Raw genomic sequence first — 16,131 nt, forward strand, 5'->3', positions numbered from 1 at the left:
TCGCTACTAATTATAGACAAAGGAGAAAATGGATACAACAGTTAATGATGATCCTATCATTTTAGCGTAAAAAGGCTTCATAATAATTAAGATTTACTATTTAGCTATTTGTAAAGAAAAGCAATTTGCTTTCTTTATAATTTCCTATACTATGAAAAGAGAGACTTTATTAGAGGTGACAGAAGTGAAATTTATACATACAGCAGACTGGCACTTAGGCAAGCTCGTTCATGGAGTCTATATGACAGAAGAGCAGCGTGAGGTTTTACATCAGTTTGTAAAAATAGTAGAAGATGAGAAGCCGGATGCCGTTGTCATAGCCGGTGACCTATATGATCGATCTGTACCGCCAACAAGCGCTGTAGAGCTGTTAAATGAGATGCTTTTCAAAATTAATGTGGAGCTGGAGACACCGATTGTAGCCATTTCTGGGAACCATGATAGTTCAGAACGTCTTTCATTTGGTTCCTCCTGGTTTCAGAATAGCCAGTTTTATTTGAAAGGAAAGGTGGACGATCAATTTTCACCTGTCCGGATTAATGGGGTTAACTTTTACTGTGTTCCTTATGCAGAACCGGGCACAATCCGGCAGCTGCTTGGTGACAGTTCGATTCATACCCATCAAGATGCCATGAAGTGCCTAATAGGCAAGCTGGAAAAAGAGATGGACTATAGAGAAGTGAACATATTTGTCGGCCATGCCTTTGTTCTCGGTGGAAAGACAACAGAGTCGGAAAGAACGTTGTCGGTGGGCGGATCCGGCTGTATAGATGCTGGATTGTTTGCTCCTTTCCATTATACGGCGCTCGGTCATTTACATAGTCCGGATGCGATAAAACATGAGAAGGTACGCTATTCGGGCTCTCTGCTGAAATATTCGTTTTCCGAGGTAAATCAGCGCAAGAGCATTTCGATTGTGACTGTTGATGAAAAGGGAGCGCTCTCTATAGAAGAAAAAACACTCCGTCCAAAGAGAGATATGCGCTCATTGGAGGGAACGATGGAGGAGCTGCTTGACCCTGCCCGCGTTCAAAAGGAAGCGGCAGAAGATTATTTAAAAGTGACTCTTCTTGACCGTGGAGCAATTATTGACCCGATGGGCAAGCTTCGGCAAGCTTATCCAAATATTCTTCATTTAGAGAGGAAAATTGATGTGATTGATCAGCGCAAAAAAGAAAGCTATGGAATGAAACGGGAAGAGAAAAAGTCTGATCTTGCCCTTTTTGCTGATTTTTACAGTCAGATGACAACAGATAGTTTCACAAATGAAAAAAGAAAAGTGATAGAGAGAGTTATTCATGAGGCACAGCTGGAGGCGAATCAAAAATGAAGCCAGTCAAATTAATCATGCAGGCATTTGGCCCTTATGCGGGAAGGGAAGAGATTGATTTCAGGCAACTGGAGAATCGGACCATGTTTGTCATTTCAGGAAAAACCGGCTCAGGAAAAACAACTATTTTTGATGGGATTAGCTTTGCCATATACGGCCGGGCAAGTGGAGAAGAGAGAACGGGAAGCGATCTGCGCAGCCAGTTTGCCGCAGACAGCCTGTTAACAGAGGTATCGCTCGAATTCTCTTTGAAGGGACGCAATTATCTGATTTACCGCTCTCCCCAGCAGGAAAAGAGAAAAGAGCGCGGGGAAGGGTTTCGGACTATTACTGCAAAAGCAGAACTCTATGAAATCGATGACAGTGGAGAGAGAAAACTGATTGCAGCAAATGTCCGAGAAGTGGACGAAAAGGTAAAAGAAATTATCCAGCTTGATGCGAATCAATTTAGACAAATATTGATGATTCCCCAGGGCGAGTTCAGAAAGCTGCTCGTTTCCGACAGCAAAGAGAAGGAGAAAGTGCTGCAACGCTTGTTTCACACTCAATTTTATAAATTGATAGAAGACAAGTTAAAGCACCAGGCAGATGAATTAGCGAAGAAAGTGGAAAGTGGGCAAAAAGAACGAGCGCAATTATTGGACAGCATCGAACCCGCCACCGACAAAATGAGCGAACTGCTTGAGCAAGATCCTCGAAACGAGGCAGCCATTCTTTCACAATTAAAAGTAGATATTGATTTTCTGTCGGAAAAGTTAGTGGGAATGAAAGAGGAAATTGAACAACAACAAAATGCACGCGATGAATTAACCCGAAATATTCATCAGACAAAGCACATTATCCAGCAAATCGCCCGCAAAGATGAGCTGGAGGAAGAGAAAAAAGGATTAGAAGCTAGAACGCCTGAAATCGCCGAAAAAACAAAAGAAATTGAATGGGCAGAGAAGGCAAAGAACTTAGGGCACCAGGAAGACTTGTGCATGCAGTTAAAGAAACATCTGGATGAAGATGTAAAAAGGGCAGAAGAATCAAGCATAACATTTATCAATCATCAAAGAGCCCTGGAAAAAGCTGAACAGCAGTGGCAAGAGGAAAATGGCAGAGAAGCAGAGCGGAAAGAAGCGGCCGATAGGCTGAACAAGCTGATTGCGCTTAGAGAATCGGTCTATTCCCTGGATGCGGAAAAAGCGATGTTAAACCGCTTGAATGTCCAAGTGAAAGCATGTGAAAAGAAGCGGGAAACACTCTCTGCACAGTCCGTACAAATAGAAACAAGAATAGAAAAGCTGGAAGAGGAGCTGTCTTCCCTCGATCGCTGGCAGCAAATTGTTTACGATGAAGAGAAGAACGGCTATCAGGCTGAAGCCCAAATAAAGCTGATTGAGAAGATTAGTAAAATAACTGAGCGGATCAAACATTTGAAAGAGCAGGAGCAAAACCAGCAACATCTAACTAAGGAAAAAAAGGAAGGGCTAGAAGCTGCCGCGATGAATGTGAAAAAGCTTGAAGAAAGCTGGCAGAAACAACAGGCAGGCATGTTGGCGCAGTCTCTTATTGCTGGAGAGCCATGTGCTGTTTGTGGTTCCACTCATCATCCATCTCCGGCAAAAGCTCATGCTGATGCTCCGGAGAAAGAAGAAATTGAAGCGGCCAAAAAGGTGTCAGCACAAGCTGAAAAAGAACAGCATGAAGCTGCCCGTGAGCTGGCTCGTATTCAAATTCATTTACAGAAGGAAGAAGAAGTATTAAACGAGCTCTTGCAGGAAACGAAAGAGCTTCATTTAAAAGTGGATTGGTCAAATATAGACGGCCAAAAAGCACAGCTGGTTTCTATTCAGGCAGCTGCCGAGCGAGCTATTCAGCAAGCGAATGAAAAGCTGCAGCAAAAGAAGGCATGGACTGAAGAACGAAACCGTCTGAATGTACAATGGAAAGAGCTGCGTGCTGAGTTAGCAGCATGTCAGCAAGAAGAACTAGAAGCGCGTGAATTATATGCTGGCAAGCAGTCACATGTAGACGAATTGTTAAAGAACATTCCGGTGCCGCTTCAGCAAAAAGAAGCGTATGAACAGGCGGTCGAGCAAGCTGAAGAAACGAGGCAGCGTTTGGAGGAACAGTTGGCGGCAGCCTTAAAAAGAAAGCAGGCTGCAGAAACAGCGCTTGCAGCTGTTGAAGCAGGCTTACAGGAGATACAAAGTACAATTGCTCAGCAAAAAGAACGCTTAGATGCTGAACGAGCGCGTTTTAAACAATTGATGGAGCAAAATGGATTTGCTGATTTTAAGCACTATTCAGCAAGCAAAAGGACGGAAGCAGAATTAAAGAAATTGCAACAGGAGATCCATTCCTTTCACGAGCATTTTCGCTCCGTATCCGATCTATTGAAGGAATTTACAGAAAGCCTAATGGGCATTGAAAAGCCGGATCTTGCCTCATTAATCACAAAAAAAGCTGAAATTGAGGAGCAGATAGCTGCGAAAGATAAGGAGCGGCTTGCTCTTAACCATTTAATCAGCAGCTGTCAGCGCATCGTAGGAAGAGTGGCAGCTGTGAATGAGCATTTACAAGATTTGGAGAAAGACTATAGCTTAATCGGTCATCTTTATGAGATCACGCACGGCAAAAATGTGCATAAATTAACATTTGAACGATATGTGCTAGCTGCTTTTCTTGATGATATTCTTGTTGTGGCAAATGAGCGGCTCGTAAAAATGACTGGTGGGCGTTACACGATGCACCGCAAAACAGATCGGGCAAAAGGAAATGCTCAAAGCGGTTTGGAGTTGTTAATTTTTGACCAGTATACTGGCCAGGAACGGCACGTAAAAACATTGTCGGGGGGCGAAAGCTTTAAGGCGGCACTTGCGCTTGCTCTCGGCTTGGCGGAGATCGTCCAGCAATATGCAGGTGGGGTATCGTTGGAAACAATGTTTATTGATGAAGGGTTTGGTACGCTTGATCCCGAATCGTTAGACCAGGCGATTGAAGCGTTAATGGAGATTCAGGACTCCGGACGGCTCGTTGGTGTAATCTCTCATGTGCCCGAGCTAAAGGAAAGAATTGATGCCCGGCTCGAAGTTATATCATCGCAAAGTGGCAGTCATACACAATTTCAATTAGCGCTCTCCTCCACATAACTAGCATAAATAGGCAGGCGTGTTCATAAATTATTCAAGATAACCAATCGCCTGCCGTTGTATTTGTTGGATATATACAATAACATTATTTTAGATTTACTAGACTATTGCAGGAGGGAAAATAAATTGAATTATTCGCGCTCTTTTTTAGTGATTGCAGCGCTTTCGGTTATTTTGCTCGTAGCTGGCTGCGGCAAAAGTAATTTTGAAAGCAACATGGATGTCGAAATGCAAGACTTTGAGCATACGAACCAAAACAATAAAAAAGTCAGCTTAGAGGACTTAAAGGGAAAAGTATGGCTCGCTGACTTAATTTTTACTAGCTGCACAACGGTTTGCCAACCGATGACAAAGAATATGGCGGATCTGCAAAAGATGCTTAAAAAAGAAGGTGTAGAGGACTATCGTATCGTATCGTTTAGCGTCGATCCAGAGGTTGATACACCTGATAAGTTAAAAGAATACATTTCTCATTTTGAGGTGGATGAAAAGAAATGGGACTTGCTGACGGGGTATGATCCAGAATACATCCGTGATTTTGCGGAAAAGAATCTGCAAACATTGGCCGTTCCCGATCCTAATTCCAATCAAGTCACTCACGGTACAAGCTTTTATTTAGTGAATAAAGAAGGAAAAGTAGTAAAAAATTATAGCGGAGCAGAAGAAGTTCCATTTGAAGAAATTGTTCAAGATGTTAAGACGCTGGTTGACGAAAAATAAGATCTTTTAGGTAAAGAAGGATGTTCTAGCGATTAGAGCATCCTTTCGTTTTTCCTCACTCCTTTTATTTGTTGGTAAGTGAAACGATAAATGGGTAAAAAGTAAGGAATAAAATAAAAACAAGACTTGACTTTAAAAAATTAACAAAAAATTCACAATCATTTAATTGATTTTTTGGTCTTTTTTGGGTAAGATAATTACACAGAAGTTTTTCTGAAAATTTAAAAAAGGGGTGAATTTTATGAACTACGGTATTTACAAGTTCGGATCTTTCAATCAAATCAAGTGCGAATGCGGGTGGGAAGGAGTCCGCGCTGACTTGAAGAAAGCATTTGTTGTTCTCGAACAAACGAAGTGCGGCTCCATTTTTGATGCAGAAGATGTGTATATTTGCCCGAACTGCGATTCTCGAAAATATTAATAATCTCCCGATCACTAGCCTTCTAGTATTCATTTCCCATTTGCCTGCCAATTTAGTAGATTGTCTGCTAATCTTATAATTTCAGCCTTTTAAACGGAGTATGCCAATTCCCGGCAGCTCCGTTTTCCTGTTAAAGGAGAAAATATATTGTTAAGCACAGTTTTCTGTCAGTTAATGGACAATAAATTAAAAATAGCTTTCAAGCAACGCGGTCTAATAATATAATGTTGGTACAGAATGAAATTAAAGAAAGAAAGTGGTTATATGGAAAAAGTAACTGGAAATTTCTTCTCCAAGGAATATGAATCCCTTGAAGTGCTTGCTGATTTAATTAGTGAAGAACTGGAATGTCCGATTACAATAGAAGATGACAATCACCGTATCATTGCCTATAGCCGACACGAAGATGAAGTTGATCCTGTCAGGATTGCAACCATTATGCGCAGGCGTGTGCCGGAAAATGTTATTAATAGCTTGTGGAAAGTAGGAGCGATACCAAAGCTGTTCGAAACAGAGGAGCCGGTTACAGTTCCTAGGATTGACCAGGTGGGGATCAGGGAGCGCGTGGCGATTTCAGTGCGTAAGAATAAAGAAGTTGTCGGCTTTATTTGGGCGCATCCGCGTAAGCCGTTCAATGAAGAGAAAATCATGATTTTAAAGGAAGCAGCAAAAGCGGTAAAAAATCAGCTTATTCAGCGCCAGAAACAGAAAACGGAAACTGAAAAGAATTATGAAGAACTTTTTTGGAAACTGCTGACCGGTCACTTTACAAGGCTTAGAGATTTAGAACAAGTAAATGAACGTTACAATTTAGTGCTGAAGGGTGCGTTGGCAGTCGTGATTTTAGACTTTTTACAGCCAATTAGCCAGCCAGTCGAACGCCAAACCAGTTACTTAGTAGAAACCATGCAACAGCTGCCCATCATAGCAAGGACCTTTGATAACGGGCAGTTAATTCTGCTAGTGAGGCTGCCAGAGAAAGAGACAGAACAGGCCATTGGTGATTTTACCAATAATCTCATCAACAAAATCAAAGAACGTCAGCAAATTACAGGGATTATTGCCGCTTCAGGAAGCGTAACTAATAATCCGCTGGAGCTTGCCCGAAGCTATCAGGAGGCACTTTATGTACTGAAGGTGAAACAGCAGTTCTCATTAGCTGCCGCTTCTATTTTTAGCTACGATAAGCTTGGCGTGTTTCAATTTATCGAAGATTTGGCTGCGATCAGAAAACAATCTGGTTATACCAATCCGGCCATTGAAAAATTAAGCCAATATGACCGCGATCATCATGCCAACTTGCAGGAAACTATTTTTGTGTTCCTACATCATGATGGAAACATGAATGATGCAGCTAAAGCGTTACATATTCATGCCAATACGCTTGCTTACCGACTGAAAAGGATATCTGAAATAGCTGGGATCAATTTAAAAGATGCAAACCAAAAAATTACTTTGTATCTAGATTTACTCATTAAACAATTAGAGGAGGAAAGTTTGTAAAAAATCACAAAAACATCTCTTTGAATTTTTTATTTACAATGATGAATTGACCGGAAAATTAGCATAATATAGACGTATATTGAAAAGAAGAGGAGATGTTCAAATGATTATTGGTATTCCTAAGGAAATTAAAAACAACGAAAACCGTGTTGCGATCACTCCAGCTGGCGTTACTACTTTAGTTAGAGCAGGACACAAAGTGTTAGTGGAAAAGGATGCAGGGCTTGGAAGCGGTTTCACTAATGGAGAGTATCAAGAACTCGGTGCACAGTTGATTGATTCAGCAAAAGATGTATGGGATCAAGCTGAGATGGTTTTAAAAGTCAAAGAGCCAATCGAATCGGAATACCAATATTTCCGTAAAGACTTACTGTTATTTACGTACTTACACCTTGCAGCAGAGCCAGCTTTAACAAAAGCGCTTATAGAAAACGGTGTAACAGGCGTTGCTTATGAAACGGTATCAGTGAACCGTACCCTTCCTCTGCTTTCCCCAATGAGTGAAGTAGCAGGCCGCATGGCCGCACAAATTGGTGCACAATTCCTTGAGAAGAATCAAGGCGGAAAAGGTGTTCTTCTCGGTGGAGTACCAGGAGTAAAGAAAAGTAAAGTAACAGTAATCGGTGGCGGCATGGTAGGAACAAATGCAGCAAAAATCGCTTCCGGCCTCGGAGCTGAAGTAACAATTATTGACTTGAGTGCAGATCGTCTGCGCCAGCTTGAAGATATTTTCGGATCAAGTGTACAAACACTGATGTCCAGCCCGTTCAATATCGCTGAAGCAGTGAAGGAATCTGATCTTGTCATTGGAGCGGTATTAATTCCAGGTTCAAAAGCGCCTAAGCTTGTAACAGAAGAAATGGTTAAATCGATGTCTCCGGGATCTGTTATTGTAGACGTAGCGGTTGACCAAGGCGGTATCTTTGAAACAGTTGACCATGTAACAACACATGACAATCCAACATATGAAAAGCATGGCGTTGTTCACTATGCTGTAGCTAACATGCCTGGAGCAGTTCCACGCACTTCTACGGTAGCGTTAACAAATGTGACTATTCCTTATGCTTTACAAATGGCTAATAAAGGATTTAATCAAGCAATCCAGGACAACCCTGCATTAAAGCTTGGAGTCAATACGTATAAAGGTCATGTAACATATGAAGCGGTAGCAAAAGACCTTGGATATGAATATAAAGCGGTAGAGGAATTAATTTAATCGTCAAAAACCTGTCATCGTTTGACAGGTTTTTTCATGGTTACTTACAAATATATCAATTCTGTTAAATACTGTAAACTTCCATTTTTTATTGGAGATTCTATGATATAATTTCTGCAAGGCAAGCTTAAAAATAATAAATGAGCTTAGTAAAACAGTAAAGGGCCAGGTGATAATAAATGGTTGTTAGACGCTCCTCCATAAAAACGAGCTATTTTGCAAAGTCTCTCCTATTGATTGTTTGTGGTACCTTACTGTTTACGGGCCTATCATTTTATTATTTTAAAGAGTATAGAAACGAACAGGCTTATGCGAAGCAGATAAAAGTGATTTATGAGCTGATGGATAAAAATGCCTATAAGGCGGAGTCTATTGTTTCTAGCTATGCGAATGACCAAGGAGTGGTTAGCCGCTATGGCGAAGGAATAGTAGCAGGGAGCAACAGCTCTTTCCGGTATGACAATATGGTGAAGACATTAAGACAAGATTCAGAAAAATGCCGCGACTTGTTATTTGAGCTATCGGAACCGCCAGAAGAAATGACAGAGGTGTACGCCATTTTACTTGATGCTCATATTACCTATAAGCAATATATTCAGCTGGCCTTGCGTTCGCAGGAGCCAACAGCTAATTTTGCCAAGAAAGAACAAGTCCTAAGAGAAGAGCTTAACAATGGTTTAGCACTTGTGAAAAATAGAATAGAACAGATGTAAGTAAGCTTTAAAGGACATCATTTATTACGGTGATGTGCTTTTTTGTTTCTTAAACTTTTTAAATCTTTTGTGTGAGTCTAGAAAGAGGAGGATACACAAGCCTCCAAGTCTACAACATGAATGTGGGCAAATACATATTTGATGGGGAATGGAATACATTCTTTTAATAGGCTCTAAAAAATTAAGCAGCTTTTAGAGGGATTGGAGAGACATTCGACAAGGTCAACTGCAAGAGGGATAGAAAAGAGGGACGGCCTTTTCTATCCTTCATCCTCTATCTTTTAACCAAACAGTGAGTTTTTGAATGGATGACATAGTCACTTGGCAGAATTCTTGTAGTTTTTAAGCTGAGTGACGATGGAAGATTGATCGCCAATCACGATTTTAGGCTGCTTGGCCGGCACGATCCAGCGCATCACATTTAACAGGTGATTCTCATTAAGCGCTACGCATCCAGCTGTCGGACTTGTCGATTGTCGCCATCTATGAAGAAAGATGGCACTCCCTTTTCCTGTAATAATAGGCTTTTCATTATATTTTATGATAACTGCATACTTATACAAAAAGTGATTCAGCCGTTCATAGGACTTCCAGCGCTTATTGGGGTTGCCTCTATAATATATCCACTGATTGTAGTCTGGTGAAGACGGATCGTCTATCCAATAATGATAGTTATTCGTTTGTGTATACCGTATGTTTAGATTAGCTGGTTTTGGAGCAAATCCAAAGCCTTCACCAATGGGAAATAAACCAACAGGGGTGCGGCCATCCCCCTCTCTTTTTGACTGAGACAGGCCATTCTTACCAATCACAGCGGCAGTTTTGTACGTTTGCACCCAGGTATCGCCTCTTTTTTCGTATGTTCTTAATACGGCTTGGTAATGATTTGTCTTTCCTTCTACAACGATAAACTGGCTGCTGTCTGTAATAGCTGATAATTGGGCAGCTACTTTTTTCTCGAAAGAGGCAGTCTCTGCAGCTGTTGAGAAAGAAGGGGACAAAAAAGCGGCACAAAAAATGAATAGGGTAGATACAAATATCTTTTTCATCTTTATCTCCTGTTTTTAAACCATTATACTCTTATCTGGATGGAAAAGGCACTAAAAGTGGAACAAAAAACAGCAGCCGATTCTGGCTGCTGTTTCATATAGACTTACCCTTTAAATCCAGTATTTGCTTTTACAGAGACTTCAGCAAATTTACGGGCATCTGCTTTAGCAGAAAGTACCGTACCGACATACCCGGCAAGGAAACCGGCTGGAATAGAGATAACTGCTGGATTGGTAAGAGGGAACAGCGGGCTGCCGACAAAAATGGCTGTGCCTTCAGGGCCTAATACGTTCGGGCTGATGGCTACCAACATTAACGCAGAAAGCAATCCAGTTAACATAGCAGAAATGGCGCCGATGGTATTAAAGCGCTTCCAATAGATCGTGTACAAAATAACAGGAAGGTTTGCACTGGCCGCTACGCAAAAGGCGAGAGAAACGAGAAAAGCTACGTTCATTTTTTGAGCAAACAGAGCGAGCAAAATAGAAAAAATAGCAACCGAAATGGAGGCATAGCGCGCAGCGAGCATCTGCTGTCTTTCCGTCACCTTTCCTTTCTTAATAATCTCTCCGTAAATATCATGGGCGAAGGCGGATGCTCCTGATAAAACGAGACCAGCTACTACTGCAAGAATCGTGGCGAATGCCACGGCGGATACAAATGACATCAGCATGTCGCCGCCTAATGCTTGAGCAAGCAAGGGAGCTGCCATATTTCCAGCCGCGTTGGCAGAGATAATTTTATCGGAACCAACAAAAGCGGCAGCACCGAAGCCAAGGAAGATGGTAAGAATATAAAAAACACCAACAATCCATGTGGCATAAACGACGGAGCCTCTTGCCGTTTTTGCATCTTTTACAGTAAAGAAGCGCATAAGGATATGCGGAAGACCAGCGGTCCCAAATACGAGAGCCATCGTCATAGAAAGCGTATCGATAGGATTTTTGTATTTCACACCAGGATTTAAATAATTTTCCCCGTGTGAAGTGGCGGATTTCATGTCAGAGAACATTTCAAAGATGTTAAAATGAAATTTCATTAATACGAGAAAAGAAATAATAACAGTACCGATCATAAGCAGAACAGCTTTAATAATTTGCACCCAGCTCGTCGCTGTCATACCGCCAAACAATACATAAACAGTCATCATCACACCGACAATTAAGACGGCAATCCAATAATCAATCCCCAACAGCAATTGGATAAGAGCACCGGCTCCTACGAGTTGGGCAATCATGTAAAAAATAACAATTGTAATGGTACTCAGAGCCGCGGTAGCTCTTACCTTTTTCTGGTCAAAGCGGGCATTAATCATATCTGCCAGCGTATATTTACCCAGATTGCGCAATGGTTCAGCGACCAGATAAAGTACGACCAAATAGGCAACGAGATAGCCGATGCTGAAAAAGAAGCCATCAAAGCCATTTAAGGCGATAGCCCCGGCTATTCCAAGAAATGAGGCTGCCGACAAATAGTCTCCCGCAATAGCCAGTCCGTTTTGCCAGCCTGTCAGCCCGCCACCCGCTGTGTAAAACTCACTTGCTGTATTTGTACGCTTAGCGGCAAAGTACGTAACGACAAGCGTGAGTCCGACTATTCCAACGAAAAACGCTAACCCAATGACACTCATAACGGTTGATCTCCTTTTTTCTCTACTTGTAAATCGTTTAAGATATCATCAGACATTTGATCAAACTGATTGGCTTTTTTTACATAGATCATACTTAGCGCCCAAGTCATGATAAATTGGGCAAAAGCAAAAATCCAAACCCATGAAATCGAACCGATCGCCGGCTTATTTAAAATGGTTGAGTAGGATGTAAGCAGTGGCAGTGAAAAATAAAATAGCAGAAAGAAGATTGAAAGAGGGACAAGAAATTTGGTTTTACTTTTCACCATTTGTTTAAACTTCGGGCTTTCGGCAATGCTTTCATAAGTAGTTTTTTCTGCTCCAAGCGGTGGGGGTTTTAGCTTTTGATTTCCCATGAACATCCTCCTAAAATGAATTTCCTGAAATTACATAAATTTCAGAATTATATACCAATCTTAAAAAATATTTCCTTATTTTGCAATGGTTTGGGAAAAAACCGACTGATTAGTTTTAGACAAAATTCGACGGTTAGATTAAGAAAAGCGATTTTCTTTGCGCAAATACCTTCTTCTGTTATTTTGATATATAATGATATACAAATAATTTGAATAGATTGGACGGATTGCTTATGATAGAAGGCCGGCAATTGGCACATTCGCTCGTGTCTCTAAAAGGGACTCACTTACGGTTTGTATATGTCATGCTGCATGATTTAAACTTTTGGGATCTTGTTTCTTCTAAAACAAAAGATTTAGTTTCAAAAGAACAGTCTGCTCATTTTTATGAATGGCTTAAAAAGGAAGCTGATAAGCTAAACGTAGTAGAAGATCAGGAACTGCAGCTTGATTTGTTGCTGGAGTTAAGTAAAACACTTAAACTGCCTATGCGTCTGCTTGATGACCCATACAAGGTTATGAAGCAATGTGAAGAAATAATTGACGAAGCTTTTCTACAGCTTCAGAAGCAATATAAGGATTTTGCCAAAGCATTTGATCGCTTTCCTGAAAAAAATAAAGTGAAGTTTCTTGTTCACTGGGAAATGGCGCAATTATATACGCATATGAATGCCCAGCAGTCTAAGCCTGAAAAAGGAACGGAGACAGCTATTTGGGTAGACGAAATTCTGATGTTTGTTGAACATTTGCCTTCTTACCAACAGGAACAAATTAAGGAGCAGATTCATTTATCAGAATGGATAGCAGAAGAATTGCAAATAGCGCTATTGGAGGATGCTTTTGCTGTTTTTACCTCCATCGTGGAAAAGACGGGTTTTGGCTTTTACAAATATTTGCTTCAATGCTTCTCAAGGGAGCGTCCTGCTGCTGCTTTTGCCCCGCAGGAAGCTGCTTATTTTTCATGGATGACAAACCCTGACTTACTGTTGTCACTCATTTTTAAAGGCGGAGGTATCCTTTACCGTTATCAAAATTTATTATTTAATAAGGGTCTGCTGCCGATGGTTCTGCTTGAGACAATTCTTCCTTATTTAGCGGATGGTGCGCCGGAGGAAGAGGAGGACCTTGCAGTAATTACTCATTCCTGGAACCAGCGGTTTGTTGATTACCGCAAGATGCTTCGTTCAGTAAATGAAATGGTGCAAAAGCAAAATGATTGGAAAAAGGGATTGGACATTCTCAGAGAAGAACTAAAAGAGGAAGAAGCTGTGTTTCGCCAAACAGAAGCGTACAATCTACAGCTGCGAGAAAAACTGATACAGATGTTAAAGCAAGACCCGGCACGGCCCTATTTTGGCGAACTTAGCGTCAAGAATAACAGGCTGCAAGAGGATTTGAAGAAAGTGGAAGCTAAATTGGCTAAACAGGAAAATGCGAAAAAAGGGATCGTTCGGTCCGTTACCACTTTTATTAAATCAAGCTATCATCAGACGGAAAAAGCCCAGATTGAAAAGAAAATTGACAAAGTGTTCAATGAAATCAGCGATTTAGTATTGGAAAAATATCATGACTATGAACCGCAGCTAATTGAAGAAATCCATCGTTCCAATGATGAACTTGCACAATTGAACCTGAATAAGCAAGAGATTCAGCGTAAAATTGAAAAATTCACGGAAAAGTTGGCAGAGGTAAAGCAACAAGAAAAGCAAATGAGAGCCGCGATCTCGGATGCAGAAAAGCGGACATATGGCTTATCGCAATTATACAAAAGTGAAATGGAAAAAGAAACCAATCCATATATGAATGAACTATAACGATATCACTTCACTCTGTCGGTTCCTCAATACCGGCAGGGCTTTTTTATGACAAGAATATTATAGGAAAAGGCCCCTTTACTTGATGGACTTCCGGTTATTTGTTAGGGTAATAGAGGTTGTTAAATAAGCGCAGAGGCATCTGCGGATATACTGCCCATTCCCATATGCATTAGTCAGTTGAAATAAAGAAAGGAGAATTTTGTGCAAAAAATTTCAAATGTGTTTTGGATTACAATTGCATTAGTACTTGCTTCTGTCGTCTTTGGCGTAGCAGCGCCGAAAACATTCGAGCAGGTAACAGGCAACATTCAAACGTTTATTACCTCAGCTTTTGGTTGGTATTATTTAATTTTGGTCTCAGTCATTGTGTTATTTTGTTTATTATTAATCTTTAGTCCTGTAGGGGCTATCAGGTTAGGAAAGCCTGGAGAGAAGCCAGACTATTCCACCCCTACATGGTTTGCTATGCTGTTTAGTGCAGGTATGGGAATAGGCTTAGTATTTTGGGGGGCAGCAGAGCCATTGAGCCATTTTGCGATTGATCCTCCTCTAGCTAAAGCAGGATCGGACGCAGCGGTAAAAGAATCCATGCGTTATACATTTTTTCACTGGGGCATTCATGCCTGGGCTATTTATGCGGTTGTAGCACTGGCATTGGCTTATTATCAGTTCCGTAAAGAGGAACCGGGCTTGATTAGTGCAACGCTTGTCCCTATTTTGGGAGAGAGGGCAAGAGGGCCACTTGGCACAGCCATTGATGTGATGGCTGTATTTGCAACAGTAGTAGGAGTAGCTACTACGCTTGGCTTTGGCGCGGCCCAAATTAACGGGGGGCTTTCTTACTTATTTGATATACCAATTAATTTTTTTGTTCAACTGCTCATTATTATTGTAGTTACGATTTTATTTATAGCCTCTGCGGTTAGCGGACTAGGCAAAGGAATTAAAATATTGAGTAATACGAATATGCTTTTAGCTATTGTGTTGCTAGTGCTTATGCTTATCCTCGGCCCTACTCTGTTTATTATGAATCTATTTACCGATACAATTGGCACCTATCTTCAAAACTTGGCGACGATGAGTTTTCGGATTGCTCCTTTAAATGGAGAGCACCGCGCCTGGATTAATGGTTGGACTATTTTCTATTGGGCATGGTGGATTTCCTGGTCGCCATTTGTCGGTATTTTTATCGCTCGTGTATCCAAAGGAAGAACGATCCGTGAGTTTTTAGTTGGCACATTGATTATGCCGGCGCTCGTCAGCTTTTTATGGTTTGCTGTATTTGGAGCTTCAGCAATAGACTTGCAAATGTCAGGAGCTGTAGATTTAACAAAGAATGCGACAGAAGAAGTGTTGTTCGCCATTTTCCATGAGCTTCCATGGTCTTCTGTTCTATCGGTAATAGCTGTCGCTTTAGTTGGCATATTCTTTATTACCTCTGCTGATTCAGCCACTTTTGTATTGGGAATGCAAACAACCTATGGTTCACTTACCCCTCCGAATCGTGTAAAATTAACATGGGGTATTGCTCAATCCCTGATAGCCGTTATTCTTTTATATAGCGGGGGGCTTCAGGCATTGCAAAATGCTCTTATTATCGCCGCCCTTCCGTTTTCGGCGATCATGATATTAATGATACTATCCTTGTACAGGTCACTTGCAAAAGAAAGAAAAGACATGATGAAGGCGTTCCGTTCTCCTAGAAAATAATAATTTAGGTTGGCCGTTCTGCCGAATGCAGGACGGCCTTTTTAGGTGAGCATCGTTATTGCTTGCAGATTTTTCTACAGTTATCTAATATAGATGCGAACCGACTTTCTAATTGAGGAGAACACCATGAAAAAAAGAAAGCTAAAAAAATCGGTAAAACGAAAATTATTTTTTTTACTATTTATAATTGCAATGGTATATGTGGCGTTCCATCAGGGAAACGCTCCTAAAGACACTGTTATTGAACCGTCTATCCCAAAGGAATATGTCCCTATATATAAAGCTGCAGAGAAGGAGTACGGCGTGCCCTGGCAGCTGTTAGCCGCCCATCATCGGGTAGAAACCAAGTTTTCAACAATGGAATCGATGATATCACCAGCCGGCGCAGAAGGGCCTATGCAAGTGCGACCATAAGGTCATATAAGAAATCTCCCTTAGCAAGGAGTAGGCGAGACTACAATGCCTATCACCACCAAACTTATCCGTGAGGGAAACCAAATATCGGGGAGTGTAGCATGTTTGGAAAGC

Annotated in this window: 13 protein-coding genes; 10 read left to right on the forward strand and 3 right to left on the reverse strand. The window is 41.2% G+C overall.

Annotated features, from left to right (window positions below; all coding sequences use genetic code 11):
- Positions 1 to 184 precede the first annotated feature (184 nt).
- The 7 genes from ACH0BF_RS23550 to ACH0BF_RS23580 all read left to right on the forward strand — a co-directional run bounded on the left by ACH0BF_RS23550 (position 185) and on the right by ACH0BF_RS23580 (position 9,040).
- Complete coding sequence (locus tag ACH0BF_RS23550) at positions 185 to 1,330, forward strand: exonuclease SbcCD subunit D (RefSeq protein ID WP_406910398.1); 1,146 nt, start codon at positions 185 to 187, stop codon at positions 1,328 to 1,330.
- On the forward strand, positions 1,327 to 4,467 hold the full coding sequence (locus ACH0BF_RS23555; protein ID WP_406910399.1) for an AAA family ATPase: 3,141 nt from the start codon (positions 1,327 to 1,329) through the stop codon (positions 4,465 to 4,467). Before ACH0BF_RS23550 ends, ACH0BF_RS23555 begins: the two co-directional genes overlap by 4 nt.
- Before the next feature lie 126 nt (positions 4,468 to 4,593).
- On the forward strand, positions 4,594 to 5,187 hold the full coding sequence (locus ACH0BF_RS23560; protein ID WP_120037463.1) for an SCO family protein: 594 nt from the start codon (positions 4,594 to 4,596) through the stop codon (positions 5,185 to 5,187).
- Positions 5,188 to 5,428: 241 nt separating this feature from the next.
- Positions 5,429 to 5,608, forward strand: a complete 180-nt coding sequence (locus ACH0BF_RS23565) for a hypothetical protein (RefSeq protein WP_120037466.1) — start codon at positions 5,429 to 5,431, stop codon at positions 5,606 to 5,608.
- A gap of 237 nt (positions 5,609 to 5,845) precedes the next feature.
- Positions 5,846 to 7,111: a PucR family transcriptional regulator gene (locus ACH0BF_RS23570; protein WP_340854557.1), complete on the forward strand. Its 1,266-nt coding sequence runs from the start codon at positions 5,846 to 5,848 to the stop codon at positions 7,109 to 7,111.
- A gap of 103 nt (positions 7,112 to 7,214) precedes the next feature.
- Positions 7,215 to 8,327, forward strand: a complete 1,113-nt coding sequence (gene ald, locus ACH0BF_RS23575; RefSeq protein ID WP_340854555.1) for an alanine dehydrogenase — start codon at positions 7,215 to 7,217, stop codon at positions 8,325 to 8,327.
- Between the two features lie 179 nt (positions 8,328 to 8,506).
- Complete coding sequence (locus ACH0BF_RS23580) at positions 8,507 to 9,040, forward strand: hypothetical protein (protein WP_120037472.1); 534 nt, start codon at positions 8,507 to 8,509, stop codon at positions 9,038 to 9,040.
- 317 nt (positions 9,041 to 9,357) lie between these two features.
- On the opposite strand, the gene ACH0BF_RS23585 is transcribed toward ACH0BF_RS23580, so the two are convergent.
- The 3 genes from ACH0BF_RS23585 to ACH0BF_RS23595 all read right to left on the reverse strand — a co-directional run bounded on the left by ACH0BF_RS23585 (position 9,358) and on the right by ACH0BF_RS23595 (position 12,076).
- The gene (locus ACH0BF_RS23585) at positions 9,358 to 10,089 is read right to left on the reverse strand and encodes a L,D-transpeptidase family protein (RefSeq protein ID WP_340854554.1); all 732 of its coding nucleotides are present in this window, start codon (positions 10,087 to 10,089) and stop codon (positions 9,358 to 9,360) included.
- A 104-nt stretch (positions 10,090 to 10,193) separates the two neighbouring features.
- Positions 10,194 to 11,720, reverse strand: coding sequence for a solute symporter family protein (locus ACH0BF_RS23590; RefSeq protein WP_120037476.1), 1,527 nt, complete (start codon positions 11,718 to 11,720; stop codon positions 10,194 to 10,196).
- On the reverse strand, positions 11,717 to 12,076 hold the full coding sequence (locus ACH0BF_RS23595; RefSeq protein ID WP_120037478.1) for a DUF485 domain-containing protein: 360 nt from the start codon (positions 12,074 to 12,076) through the stop codon (positions 11,717 to 11,719). Before ACH0BF_RS23595 ends, ACH0BF_RS23590 begins: the two co-directional genes overlap by 4 nt.
- Before the next feature lie 251 nt (positions 12,077 to 12,327).
- Here ACH0BF_RS23595 and ACH0BF_RS23600 point away from each other — a divergent pair, with 251 nt between their 5' ends.
- From ACH0BF_RS23600 to ACH0BF_RS23610, 3 genes are all read left to right on the forward strand, one after another.
- The gene (locus tag ACH0BF_RS23600) at positions 12,328 to 13,890 is read left to right on the forward strand and encodes a hypothetical protein (protein WP_406910400.1); all 1,563 of its coding nucleotides are present in this window, start codon (positions 12,328 to 12,330) and stop codon (positions 13,888 to 13,890) included.
- A gap of 204 nt (positions 13,891 to 14,094) precedes the next feature.
- Entirely contained in the window at positions 14,095 to 15,603 is a 1,509-nt protein-coding gene (locus tag ACH0BF_RS23605; protein WP_340854549.1) for a glycine betaine uptake BCCT transporter, read from the forward strand.
- A gap of 126 nt (positions 15,604 to 15,729) precedes the next feature.
- Positions 15,730 to 16,017, forward strand: a complete 288-nt coding sequence (locus tag ACH0BF_RS23610) for a lysozyme family protein (RefSeq protein ID WP_406910401.1) — start codon at positions 15,730 to 15,732, stop codon at positions 16,015 to 16,017.
- The last annotated feature ends 114 nt before the right edge of the window (positions 16,018 to 16,131 follow it).

It is taken from the genome of Pseudobacillus sp. 179-B 2D1 NHS (assembly GCF_045370945.1).
In the GTDB taxonomy this organism is placed as follows: domain Bacteria; phylum Bacillota; class Bacilli; order Bacillales; family Domibacillaceae; genus Pseudobacillus.